Origin of the sequence: uncultured Oxalicibacterium sp. (assembly GCF_913776015.1) — a bacterium.
In the GTDB taxonomy this organism is placed as follows: Bacteria; Pseudomonadota; Gammaproteobacteria; order Burkholderiales; family Burkholderiaceae_D; genus Oxalicibacterium.
Window position 1 is genome coordinate 39402 of record NZ_CAJYMD010000077.1, and the last position, 11047, is coordinate 50448.

The following is an 11047-nucleotide window of genomic DNA, read 5'->3' on the forward strand; positions in this document are numbered from 1 at the left end:
CATGAACATCACCATACTCGGCGCCGGCGCATGGGGAACGGCGCTGGCAATTTCCCTCGCACCGGTCCATTCAGTCGTGCTGTGGGGGCGTGAAGAAGCAATCATGCGCGAGTCGCAGGCGCGGCGTGAACATGCTGCCTACTTGCCGGGTTTTGCCTTGCCGCCCGAACTGTTGCTGACAGCCGATTTCGACGCGGCTGTTGTGCATGCGGGACAGGATGGCTTATTGATTGTGGCCAGCTCCTTGTCCGGTTTGCGCCCGATTGCGATGCGTCTCAAGGATGTCGACATTCCCAACATCGTGTGGCTGTGCAAGGGCTTCGAGGAAGAAACCTATCTGCTGCCGCATCAGGTCGTGCGCGACGTGTTGGGTGAGGGCGTGGCTGCAGGCGCCTTGTCCGGGCCTTCATTCGCGCAGGAAGTCGCACAAGGCTTGCCGTGTGGGCTGACGATTGCCTCCACCGATGCAGCGTTGTGCAACAAGGTGGTCGAAGCCATGCACGGACGCAATCTGCGCATCTATTCGAGCGACGATCTGGTCGGTGTCGAGGTCGGCGGCGCGGTCAAGAACATTCTGGCGATTGCCACTGGCGTGACCGATGGACTGGGGCTGGGTTTGAATGCGCGCGCCGCCCTGATGACACGTGGGCTGGCGGAAATCATGCGGCTGGGTGTCGCCCTGGGTGGCCGGGCTGAAACCTTCACCGGCCTGACCGGCATGGGCGATCTGATCCTCACTTGTACCGGTGATCTGTCGCGCAACCGCCGTGTCGGCCTCGGGCTGGCACAAGGCAAGCCGTTGGCGCAAATCGTCGAAGAACTCGGTCATGTTGCCGAAGGGGTGCGTTGTGCGCAGGCGGTGCGTGCCTTGTCGGATCGGCTCTGCGTCGATATGCCGATCGCGCATGCAGTGGCGGCAGTACTGTTCGATGGCCATGCGCCGCGCGATATCGTGATGCATTTGCTGGCACGCGATCCGCGTGTCGAGAATGGCTGAGATTTTTGCGGGAGGCATCAGCAGGGCGCTTCATGGAGCGCCCTTTTGTATTGATGCGGCGTGCGTGAGCTTCGCTTATGTCTGCGCAGGAAAAAGAATGGTCAGCAGGATGGAGGCATCTTCCAGTGCATGCAGCGAATGCGGCTCGCCGCCCGCCAGATAAACGAGTTGCCCGGCGCGCATGTTCTGCGTTTTGCCATGCGCACAGAGTTCGATTTCTCCTTCAATGCACTGGATGGTCACGGCCCCGGCTACCTTGTGCTCGGGCATGCCTTTGCCGCGCGGTAGCACCAGGCGCATCAGTTCGAGTTGGGAGGTTTTGAACAGCGCATTCGAATGCGTTTCCTCGATGCGCGGGCCGAGCGGCAAAATGTCGATCAATTGTCCGGATGTTGCATGCGGTAGCGCCATCATGTTCTCCTCAACGATTGTTTCGATTCGAGCGCTACGATGCGCATCGAGCATGTCGCTAGCATACACCCCCGCTTGGGGGCGGCGTCAAATCCGAATGTGAGGGCGGAGGAGAATGGGAGAGGAAACGCGCGAAGTCGTTTTACGTATCTTCTTCACGCGCCTGTTGCAGCAGGCGATCCAGCAGGCGCCGTTCAGTTTGCCGCTGGCTCGAAGTGGATGCCTGATGGGACCCGGCGACGCGTTGCTTGGCAGCCAGCGCAAAGGGATTGCGCGGCGCCTTGTGCGAAGGTTCCGCGCGGAGCGTCATCTTCTGTCGTTTGGCGAGCGCCTTGTTGGCCATGTTGTGCTCCATGCATGCCCTTCTTGTAGAAGAGCATGCAGCTTGGATTGCCGTGCTGCTTACAGCACGTAACGCGAGAGATCTTCGTCCACCGCCAGCGCACCCAGGCGTTCATCGACATACGCTGCGGTGACGTGCAATTCGTCATTGCCGCTCTCGCTGGCGGAGAAAGAGATTTCCTCCAGCAGTTTTTCCATCACGGTGTATAAACGGCGCGCACCGATGTTTTCCGTTTTCTCGTTGACCGAGTAGGCAATCTCGGCCATGCGCTGGATGCCTTCAGGATCGAAAATCACCTTTACGCCTTCGGTGCCGAGCAGCGCTTCGTACTGGCGTGTCAGGCAGGCGTCGGTACTGGTCAGAATGCGTTCGAAATCGGCAATCGACAGCGATTCGAGTTCGACGCGGATCGGGAAGCGACCTTGTAGTTCGGGAATCAGATCCGACGGTTTGGCCAGATGGAATGCGCCCGAGGCGATGAACAAAATATGATCGGTCTTGATCATGCCGTACTTGGTGTTGACGGTCGTGCCTTCCACCAGCGGCAGCAGGTCGCGCTGCACGCCGGCGCGCGAGACATCACCGCCGCCATGTTCCGAGCGCGTAGCAATCTTGTCGATCTCGTCAAGGAAGACGATGCCATTTTGCTCGACGTTGGCAATGGCCTGTTGCTTCAAATCGTCTTCGTTGACAAGCTTGGCCGCTTCTTCCTCGATCAGCAGCTTCATCGCTTCCTTGATCTTGACCTTGCGCGCCTTCTTGCGATTACCGCCCACGCCCGAGAACATGCTCTTGATCTGCTCGGTCATTTCTTCCATGCCGGGCGGCGCCATGATTTCCATCGTCGGCGCATTTTCTGCCAGTTCGATTTCAATTTCGGTGTCGTCCATCGTGCCTTCGCGCAGGCGTTTGCGGAAGGTCTGGCGTGTGTTGTTGCTCTTGTCCGCATCGGCCTGCTGCGAGTTGTTGATGCCGAAATCGCGTGCAGGCGGTACCAGAATATCGATGATGCGGTCTTCAGCGGCATCTTCGGCGCGCGCACGCACCTTGCGCATTTCGCTTTCACGTGTCTGCTTGATGCCGATGTCGATCAGGTCGCGAATGATGGTATCCACATCGCGCCCGACGTAGCCGACTTCGGTGAATTTGGTCGCTTCGATCTTGATGAAAGGCGCATCGGCCAGCTTCGCCAGGCGACGGGCGATCTCGGTCTTGCCGACACCGGTCGGGCCGATCATCAGGATGTTCTTGGGTGTGATTTCGTGGCGCAGCGGCTCGGCTACTTGCTGGCGGCGCCAGCGATTGCGCAAGGCGATGGCAACGGCGCGCTTGGCCTTGCCTTGGCCAACAACGTGTTTGTCGAGTTCGGAAACGATTTCCTGCGGGGTCATGTTCATGGTGTCAGTGATCCGGTAGCGCAAACGCTCAGTCCAGCGTTTCGATGATGTGCGAGAGATTGGTGTAGATGCAGAGTTCGCCGGCGATGGTCAGCGCCTTCTTGACGACTTCCTCCGGTGACAGCTCGGTGTTTTCCTGCAAGGCCTTGGCAGCAGATTGCGCATAGGTGCCGCCCGAGCCGATGGCGCCGATGCCGTCGTTGGGTTCCAGCACGTCGCCATTGCCGGTGATGATCAGGGTGGTTTCGCGATCGGCCACTAGCAGCATTGCTTCGAGACGACGCAGCATGCGGTCGGTGCGCCAGTCCTTGGCGAGTTCGACCGACGCGCGCATCAGGTTGCCCTGATGTTTTTCGAGCTTGCCTTCGAAGCGTTCGAGCAGCGTAAAGGCATCGGCGGTACCACCGGCAAAGCCGACCAGAACCTTGCCGTTATAGACCTTGCGCACCTTGCGCGCGGTACCTTTCATGACGATATTGCCAAGCGTGACCTGACCATCGCCGCCCAACGCCACGGTATTGCCGCGACGCACTGAGAGGATGGTGGTGCCGTGAAATTGTTCCATGCGTGTCTCTATAGAAATGAGGTTGGCTGCCGGCAGGCAGCGCGTGGAGGGTAGTGTAAAACGCCGTTTTGAGGCAAGTGGGGATGCCGGCTGCGATTACAAGGAAAAAATCAGGATTAAAGCCGGGCAATTGTTGCCGAAGCGATCAACTCTTGCGCGGCAGGATGCGGATCAAATCCTGAAATCCCATCACATGGCACAGGGCCGCGATGAAGTGATTGGCATTGACGAGTTCGATCGTGCGGCCGCTTTGAATCAGCGGTGTCAGGCTGCTGAAAAGCTGGCTGGCAGCAGCGAAGTCCATACGAACCAAACGCGTGCAATCCAGCACGGCTGGCTGGTGGATCGCTGCATATTCGTGTATCTGCGCAATCAGGTGGTCGTTCTTGCTGCTGACGACAGCCGGCATGACGAAATGGCCGCTGGATTCATTTGCCCCGATGCTGCCGTCGGTTTCTTCGGAGACGGTGACGATGGCATCCTGCGGCGGGGTGAATGCGGGTGGCGACACTTCGAAGGTCACGCAATAGTCGATGCTGGTTTCTTCAAAGTCGGTTTCGCGATCGAGCAGGCGCAATAATTCGAGCAACAGCAGCCAGGGCGCTTCGGTTTCGTCACGGCGACCGACGGCCAGAATCGTGCGAATCTTGCCCGTCAGTTCGTTTGCACCAACCAGGGAAAGACGATGTCCGGAGCGTTGCAGGCGTTTGAGCACGTTGTGCAGCAGGCCACAGCCGACCGGATCGACTTCCGTGATGCGCGTGAAATCCAGACGCAATACTTCACTCATTTCACCGAGATTGCGCAGGCGTTCCAATTGCTTGACGATGCCGGCGTCGAGCTTGCCGGCAAAAGCGACGCCGGGAATATTGCCTTTTTTCTGGGCAGCGGAGAGGTCTTGTTCGCTGGCATCCGGCTCTATCCAGGCTGGCGGTGAACGTTCGAATCGGCCCGCATAATCGAGCGCCAGATTTTCGAATTGTTCACGCCGACCGGTGATCTGGTACAGATCGAACAGCATGCCCCATACCGCTAAGGGCATGTTGCCCAAGGTGTCATCCTCGATGGCGTGACGCAGGATCGGTTCGATCATGTCCGTTTGGCCGTTGGCAAACAGGATGGCGGCTTCTTCGATGACGGGAGCCGCTTCCGACAAGGCAATCGGGCCCGGTTTGGTTTCGGCCTTCAGCAGCATGGCGGTGGTGGCCCCCATCTGCAAGAGCGTCGACTGCTTGATGCTTGTCGTTTGCAGCGTGCTGCCCGCCGTGGTGTGGATGCCGCTGTTCGGGCCGGGGTTGGTGAACAGATCGTCGGACGTGAAAGGCATCGTATTGCCACTGAATGGCAATGGCTGTACGAATTCGGATGACATTTCCGATTCGATGGCATCGATCTTGTCTGCCGTGACGCGTGGGCGACGTGTTGGGGAATCGTTTCTGACTGGTGCCTTGTTGCTACCGGAAGAGGAAGTGGCGCCACCCTTGCCGGAAGAGGGCGCCTTATTCTTTTTTCCGAATAACGAGAAAATTCCCACGTGTTTCCTGATTCGCAACGATCCCGTGTCGGGAACCTGATAACGAATTGCTGACGCAATCCGAGCAAAATGACCTGCTAGAAGGTAACACAAAGCAGCCACAGGTTTCTCTGCCTGTGGCTGCCCGGCACGGGTTTTTTGCAAACAATTGTCTTAGAAACGCGTGCGTACGCCGACGATCAGGTTTCTGCCCGGAAGTGGTGCAACGTCGCTCAAGACCGAGGTTGAGACACGAATGTCTTCGTTCAAGAGATTCTTGACCATGGCGAACCAGGTTATGGGCAGATTGTTGGTGCGCTGCGTGTACGAGAGGCTGGCATCGACCTTGGTGTAGGACGGCGTAGCGAAGTCTTCGAAGGTGGCAAGGCGGGTCTGGCGGTCGGCATGGACCACGCTCAGGCCCGATTGCCATGCACCCTGGCGATAGCCGATCTCACCGCCGACGCGCGTGACGGGTTGCAAGGGCAGATTGCCGAGGTCGCCTGTCAGCTTGCCGCGCGAGGTATCGGCAAAGCCACGCAGGGAAAGACCATCGCCGCGCAGGTTGTAGCTGATCTCGGCTTCGGCACCACGGATGATGGCGTCATTCTGCGACCAGAAGCGTTCCTGGAATTCGCCGTTCGCATCGACCGTGCCATCTTCATCCACTCTATTGCCGATTGCGCCGTACACATAGTTCTTCACGCGATTCTGGAAGACATTGGTTTTCCAACGCACCAGCCCTTCGGTTTTTTGCAGGCTCAGTTCGATGTTGCGTGAAGTTTCCTTGCGCAAGTTCTGGTCGCCGATATCGTAGGTGCCGGTCGATTCATGCGGGCCGTTCGAATACAGTTCCTCGATTGCCGGCGCGCGCTGGGCGATCGATCCCGTCAGGCCGATGCCATAGCCTTTGGTGAAGCTCCACAAGCCACCCAGCGAATATGAACCCAGCGTGAAATCGCGTTCTGTGAAACCGGCATCGGGTTTGCGCTTGACCGATTCGACGCGTGCGCCGGTGCTGAGGCGGAACGGACCGAAATCGCGCTGTTCCACCAGAAAGGCGGCCACCGATTCTGTCTTCGTCAACGGCACCGTCGCCGCACCGCTGCCATCGGCGGCGAGTGCCGAGAACTTGCTGTTTTCGGTTTGCATGCCGAACGTACCGTGCCAGCCGTTGAGCGGCTTGTGGGTCAGTTCAAGGCGGGTTTCCAGTGCATCGTTCTTGAAGTTGGTGGCCGGCGTGCCGTCTTCCTCATGCTCGGTGTGCTGATAATCGGTGTGGCCGATCTTGAAGCGCAGCGATTCCATGTTGGCAAACGGTTCCTTGATCAGGCCGTCCACGTCGATGCGCGTTTGCTTGAGCGTGATGTACGAACGCTCGTCGGTGGGGATGCCGTAGCGATCGTCATTGACGCCGACCGACGCACCGATGTGACCCCAATCCTGAATATAGGCACCGCCGAAGCCGAGGCTGTTGGCGCGCGTGAACGAGTTGGGCAGGCGGCCGGAACCGGAAGCGCCATCGCCGAGTTCGACATTGCCGGGAATGCGGTAATCGTCGGCATCGCGGAAATTGCCATCGAGATGCAGGCCGATGTTGCCGGTCGAGCCTTCCACTGTACCGGAAACCTGGCGTCCGCTATCGACGCTGCTGTAGCGCACTTCGGCCTCGCCCGTGGGTTTGCCAACCAATGTGGTGGGAATGCGGTCGTTGACGATGTTGACGACGCCGCCAATCGCGCCCGAACCGTACAGCAGCGAAGCCGGGCCGCGCAGGATTTCGATCTGGCGTGCGGTTGCGCCTTCACCGGCAACCGCATGGTCGTTCGATAGCGTGGAGGCATCCAGCATCGACATGCCATTCTGCAGGATTTTTACGCGCGGCCCTTCCATGCCGCGGATGATGGGGCGCGATGCGCCGGCACCGAATGCCGAAGCAGATACACCGGGCTCCATCGACAGCGTATCGCCCAGCGTATTGCCGAGCTTGTTGCGCAACTCATCGCCGCTCAATACCTTGGCGGGCGCGAGAATCTGGTTGTCGACATCGTCGTTGAAGGGCGTGGCCGTGACGGTGACGGCAGGCAGTGTCTGGGCGGCTTCCTGCGCAAAGGGGGCAGTGGAAAGGGAGGCAAGCGCGGACAATACGGCGCTCGCCAGCAGGGTACGTTGGGCAATCATGATTTATTCCTCGAAAAACGAATGGCAGCACGACCGCATCCGGGGCCGGACCCAAGTCCGGGATGCCGATGCAGGCGTGCCGTTACTGCGGCAGTTCGTTCAGAGGAAGGGCGGGGCGCGCGACGAGAAGTGGCGCAGTTGTGGCGCATCCCATGACGCGAATGCGCGCCACAGGGCGAGGATGCGCTGCGCTGGCAACAGCGGCAGCACGATGGCGGGAAGCGTGTTCGAATCGGCGAGGCAGATGCCGTCGAACAAGGCACAAGAGTGCTCGGGCAGATGATCCTTCGCGTGATCGGATTGCACGCTTGTCTGTATATCTGCTCGTGCTTCGACGCTCGGCGAGCTGATCTGGTAGGCCAGCATCGTATGATCGATACGGTGTTGCATGCCAGCCCACTGCACGCACAGCAAAGCGCACGCCAGCCATGCCATGAAGCAGGGGCGGATGCGCGTTGTCGGACGGAAGAGGGTGGCAAGCATGGTGGAAAAGCGGTTTAGCGTGCGCTGGTCGGTGCAGCGTTGTTGAGGCGATAATACAAGCCCATCGGATCGTCACGCAGGATTTCCATCGTGCCGGATACCAGCACGGGTTCGAACGTGTATTTCACCGGCGTCTTGCTTTTCACTTCCACCACGCCTTCCGGGCCGGCCGGCAGGCAGTAGCTGCAAGTCTGCGGATTGATGGATAGCAGGAAGTGCTTCTGTTTCTCGCCGGGTTCCAGCGGCATCATGAACCCCTGTATCTTGATTTCCTTCTTGTCGAGTGCGGCGACCTCTTTCGCAAAATCCGGCACGATCTGATTCTTCACTTTCTTTTGCTTGACCTTCGCCAGCGTGTTCCACGACGTCACACCGGCGATGTCTTTCAGCACCGGCATTTGCGGCGGAGGCGTGTTTTGCAAGGCATGCTCCTGCGCCGATTGCTGCGCAAGGGCGCTATGCGTCATGCCGAACACAGTCAGCAAGATGCTGCAGGCGAGAGCGAGGCGGATGGCGTGCTGCATGAAAAACTCCATCGTTAGAACAGGGCGGTCGGCTATTGTAACGGCAGGTCTGGCGAGGGGAAACCGGCGACGGCGTCAGTGTGCGTGGCGCATGCCGCAGCGTTTGCCCAGAGCCAGACCCTTGCAGGCGGCGGCAAGTTCCTCGTGACAGGTTTTCTCATCCTTGCCGCTACGCAGACATTCCGCCGCGGCAGTGTGTGCTTCGGCAATCGCTTGATGCTGGGCAATCGTTTCCTTGCGATGTTGCGAGGTGGCGGCATCATCCTTCGCGTGTGACGGGACGGCGAAAGCGGTCAGAGAAACAGTCAGGCAGGTAAGCAGCAATTTACGCATGGTTGCTCCGTAATCAGGTATGGGAAAGGGTGGCGGCGATATCCGTGCGGTAGGCGCGTATCGCCGGCAACAGGGCGGCCAGAATGCCAATGCCGGCAGCAATCGGCAGTAGCCAGAGTTCATCGTTCGTCATGTGCAGGCCGGACATGACAACGTTGTGTTCGTTGAGCAGCAACTGGCCCAGCACTTCGACGGCGAGATGACCCAGCAGCCAGCCCAGCAATGCTCCGGCCACGGCCAGCAGTATCCCTTCACACAGCAGCAGAAGCAGCAGCTTGCGTGGTGACGCACCCAGCGTGCGCAAAATCGCCAGATCGCTACGGCGTTCTTCCAGTGCGTGGTAGAGCGCTGCCAGCATCGACAAGGCTGCCGACAGTAGCACGATGGTGGCGATGCCGCGCATCGCATCCACGCTCACACCCAGCAGTCGGAACAACTTGGCCGCTTCAAACGCGGGTTGCGCTGCCTGCAATTGCGGTTGGCTGTTGATGAAGCGCGGCATGGTGACGGCCGCCAGCGGCGAGGTGTACTGGATCAGCAGTGCAGTCAGTTCGCGGTTTTGCTCGATAGCTTCGCGTTCTTCCTTGTCATCCGCATCGAGACCATCGATTTTCTCGTGCACTTGCCAGACCGATTCGACCGGCGTGACGATCAAGCGATCGAGCACGGTACCGGTCGGCTGCAGGATGCCGACGACTTTGAATGCCGCTTCCTGATGCTCTTCGCCACCTTCGGCAAGACCGTGAGCGCCGAAGAAATGGCTGCCGATCCTTGCACCGCTACGCTGCGCCGCCTGTGCACCGAATACGGCCTGCATCGGTCGCTGCGGCAGGTTTCCTTGCATCAGCTTGCCGCCGTAATGCGTGATGTAGTCGTCATTGCTACCGACAATGCGAAAGCCGCGATAACTGTCGCCGAGCGCCAGCGGAATGAGCGACTTCACCATGCGGTTCTGGCGCAATTGCGTCGCTGTGGCGAGCGGGATATTGCCGGTTGGCGCATCGACCTGATAGACGGCAGACAAAATCAGTTGCAGTGGCGAACCTTTCGCGCCGACCACGAGATCGATGCCTTCGGCATCGCGCGTGGCACTGTTGGCGAGTTGTGCCGAAGCCGAAAGGATGAAGGTCATGATGGCAATGCCAAGCGCCATCAACAACAGGTTGAGGCTGGTGGCAAGGGGGCGATGCCACAGCGACTTGAGCGCCAGCGAGACGACATGCAGACGCATTAGTCTTCTCCCGCAACAGGCGCCGACAAACGCAGAATCTGCGCATCGGGCATGGCTTGCAAGACGCGCGCATCATGGGTGGAAACGATCAGGCTGGCGCCGTTGTTGTCTGCATGTTCGCGCAGCAAGGCGAGTGCTGCGTGGCACGCTGCATCGTCAAGACTTGCAGTTGGTTCATCGGCCAGCAGGAACAGCGGTCGATTGAAGAGTGCGCGCGCCAGTGCCACGCGCTGGCGCTGACCCTGGCTCAACTGGTGCGGTTTCTTGATTGCCTGATCGTGCAGGCCCAGCGCGGTCAGCAACTGATCGGCGCGCGCATGGTCTTCGCGCGCATCGTTGGCAAAGGCCGATAGCAGGATGTTTTCACGCGCCGTCAGGCTTGGCAGCAGGGCAAGTTTTTGCGGAAGAAAACCAATGGTGCGACCGCGCCAGCGATCCGCTGCGCCGCCCTTGAGCGTGGCGAGATCGGTATCGCCGACGCGCAGCATGCCGTCTTGCGGCGGCAGGATGGCGGCCAACAGATGCAACAGTGTGGACTTACCGCTGCCCGACGGCCCCAACAACAGGGCATGCCGCCCCTTCTCAAGCGAGAAGGTCGGCACAACCAGATGTGGGCGTGTGGCACGGGCGTAGCGATACGCGAGATTTTCTATTTGCAACATTGTTGCATTCTACAAAAAAACAAAGCGCGCGGATAGGGCCGCGCGCTTGTTGTCAGGCTGGTCGCCTGCTTGTTTTAGTTGAGCAATCGAGTCGACAGTTTTTTTGTCTGCGCGACGATTGCGTCGTCAATCAGTCGCCGTACAGTTTTTGCTTGAGTTCGCGACGTTGCTGCGCTTCCAGCGACAGCGTGGCGGTTGGGCGTGCCAGCAGGCGCGGTACGCCGATCGGTTCGCCGGTTTCTTCGCACCAGCCGTATTCGCCCGCATCTATGGCGACGATCGATTGCTGCACCTTCTTCAGTAGTTTGCGTTCGCGGTCGCGCGTACGCAGTTCGAGCGCGTGTTCTTCCTCGATCGTGGCGCGATCGGCCGGATCGGGAACCAGCACGGTTTCGCGCAGATGTTCG

General features: G+C 59.4%; 14 protein-coding genes. 2 read left to right on the forward strand and 12 right to left on the reverse strand.

Features of this window, described 5'->3' with window-relative positions:
• The first annotated feature begins 1 nt into the window (after nt 1).
• Nucleotides 2–997, forward strand: a complete 996-nt coding sequence (locus tag QZ725_RS14130; RefSeq protein ID WP_293780936.1) for an NAD(P)H-dependent glycerol-3-phosphate dehydrogenase — start codon at nt 2–4, stop codon at nt 995–997.
• Between the two features lie 75 nt (nt 998–1072).
• On the opposite strand, the gene QZ725_RS14135 is transcribed toward QZ725_RS14130, so the two are convergent.
• From QZ725_RS14135 to QZ725_RS14155, 5 genes are all read right to left on the reverse strand, one after another.
• Nucleotides 1073–1408 (reverse strand): cupin domain-containing protein, encoded by a 336-nt coding sequence (locus QZ725_RS14135; RefSeq protein ID WP_293780939.1) that lies wholly within the window; start codon nt 1406–1408, stop codon nt 1073–1075.
• A gap of 142 nt (nt 1409–1550) precedes the next feature.
• Nucleotides 1551–1751 (reverse strand): hypothetical protein, encoded by a 201-nt coding sequence (locus QZ725_RS14140; RefSeq protein ID WP_293780981.1) that lies wholly within the window; start codon nt 1749–1751, stop codon nt 1551–1553.
• Between the two features lie 59 nt (nt 1752–1810).
• Nucleotides 1811–3148 (reverse strand): ATP-dependent protease ATPase subunit HslU, encoded by a 1338-nt coding sequence (gene hslU / locus QZ725_RS14145; protein ID WP_293780942.1) that lies wholly within the window; start codon nt 3146–3148, stop codon nt 1811–1813.
• A 28-nt stretch (nt 3149–3176) separates the two neighbouring features.
• Nucleotides 3177–3713: an ATP-dependent protease subunit HslV gene (gene hslV, locus QZ725_RS14150; protein ID WP_293780945.1), complete on the reverse strand. Its 537-nt coding sequence runs from the start codon at nt 3711–3713 to the stop codon at nt 3177–3179.
• Nucleotides 3714–3858: 145 nt separating this feature from the next.
• A complete protein-coding gene (locus QZ725_RS14155) occupies nt 3859–5040 on the reverse strand; it encodes an STAS domain-containing protein (RefSeq protein WP_293780948.1) in 1182 nt (393 codons plus the stop codon).
• Between QZ725_RS14155 and QZ725_RS14160 the strand changes: the two genes are divergently transcribed.
• Complete coding sequence (locus QZ725_RS14160; protein ID WP_293780951.1) at nt 5030–5287, forward strand: hypothetical protein; 258 nt, start codon at nt 5030–5032, stop codon at nt 5285–5287. The genes QZ725_RS14155 and QZ725_RS14160 overlap by 11 nt on opposite strands.
• A 113-nt stretch (nt 5288–5400) precedes the next feature.
• Here QZ725_RS14160 and QZ725_RS14165 read toward each other — a convergent pair whose 3' ends face one another.
• From QZ725_RS14165 to QZ725_RS14195, 7 genes are all read right to left on the reverse strand, one after another.
• Nucleotides 5401–7407 (reverse strand): TonB-dependent receptor, encoded by a 2007-nt coding sequence (locus QZ725_RS14165; protein ID WP_293780954.1) that lies wholly within the window; start codon nt 7405–7407, stop codon nt 5401–5403.
• A gap of 99 nt (nt 7408–7506) precedes the next feature.
• Complete coding sequence (locus QZ725_RS14170; protein ID WP_293780957.1) at nt 7507–7890, reverse strand: hypothetical protein; 384 nt, start codon at nt 7888–7890, stop codon at nt 7507–7509.
• Nucleotides 7891–7904: 14 nt separating this feature from the next.
• Nucleotides 7905–8414, reverse strand: coding sequence for a DUF3299 domain-containing protein (locus tag QZ725_RS14175; RefSeq protein WP_293780960.1), 510 nt, complete (start codon nt 8412–8414; stop codon nt 7905–7907).
• Between the two features lie 75 nt (nt 8415–8489).
• Nucleotides 8490–8747: a hypothetical protein gene (locus QZ725_RS14180; RefSeq protein ID WP_293780963.1), complete on the reverse strand. Its 258-nt coding sequence runs from the start codon at nt 8745–8747 to the stop codon at nt 8490–8492.
• 13 nt (nt 8748–8760) lie between these two features.
• Nucleotides 8761–9978: an FtsX-like permease family protein gene (locus tag QZ725_RS14185; protein ID WP_293780966.1), complete on the reverse strand. Its 1218-nt coding sequence runs from the start codon at nt 9976–9978 to the stop codon at nt 8761–8763.
• The gene (locus QZ725_RS14190; RefSeq protein ID WP_293780969.1) at nt 9978–10640 is read right to left on the reverse strand and encodes an ATP-binding cassette domain-containing protein; all 663 of its coding nucleotides are present in this window, start codon (nt 10638–10640) and stop codon (nt 9978–9980) included. The genes QZ725_RS14185 and QZ725_RS14190 overlap by 1 nt, the downstream gene beginning before the upstream one ends.
• 130 nt (nt 10641–10770) lie before the next feature.
• A partial coding sequence (locus QZ725_RS14195; protein WP_293780972.1) for a TraR/DksA C4-type zinc finger protein occupies nt 10771–11047 on the reverse strand: 277 nt, incomplete at its 5' end.

What these genes read in the sequence shown, in the direction of transcription:
- QZ725_RS14130 (WP_293780936.1), top strand. Translation starts at nt 2, where the DNA reads ATGAACATCACCATACTCGGCGCCGGCGCATGGGGAACGGCGCTGGCA.
- QZ725_RS14135 (WP_293780939.1), bottom strand. Translation starts at nt 1,408, where the DNA reads ATGGCGCTACCGCATGCAACATCCGGACAATTGATCGACATTTTGCCG.
- QZ725_RS14140 (WP_293780981.1), bottom strand. Translation starts at nt 1,751, where the DNA reads ATGGCCAACAAGGCGCTCGCCAAACGACAGAAGATGACGCTCCGCGCG.
- hslU (WP_293780942.1), bottom strand. Translation starts at nt 3,148, where the DNA reads ATGAACATGACCCCGCAGGAAATCGTTTCCGAACTCGACAAACACGTT.
- hslV (WP_293780945.1), bottom strand. Translation starts at nt 3,713, where the DNA reads ATGGAACAATTTCACGGCACCACCATCCTCTCAGTGCGTCGCGGCAAT.
- QZ725_RS14155 (WP_293780948.1), bottom strand. Translation starts at nt 5,040, where the DNA reads ATGCCTTTCACGTCCGACGATCTGTTCACCAACCCCGGCCCGAACAGC.
- QZ725_RS14165 (WP_293780954.1), bottom strand. Translation starts at nt 7,407, where the DNA reads ATGATTGCCCAACGTACCCTGCTGGCGAGCGCCGTATTGTCCGCGCTT.
- QZ725_RS14170 (WP_293780957.1), bottom strand. Translation starts at nt 7,890, where the DNA reads ATGCTTGCCACCCTCTTCCGTCCGACAACGCGCATCCGCCCCTGCTTC.
- QZ725_RS14175 (WP_293780960.1), bottom strand. Translation starts at nt 8,414, where the DNA reads ATGCAGCACGCCATCCGCCTCGCTCTCGCCTGCAGCATCTTGCTGACT.
- QZ725_RS14180 (WP_293780963.1), bottom strand. Translation starts at nt 8,747, where the DNA reads ATGCGTAAATTGCTGCTTACCTGCCTGACTGTTTCTCTGACCGCTTTC.
- QZ725_RS14185 (WP_293780966.1), bottom strand. Translation starts at nt 9,978, where the DNA reads ATGCGTCTGCATGTCGTCTCGCTGGCGCTCAAGTCGCTGTGGCATCGC.
- QZ725_RS14190 (WP_293780969.1), bottom strand. Translation starts at nt 10,640, where the DNA reads ATGTTGCAAATAGAAAATCTCGCGTATCGCTACGCCCGTGCCACACGC.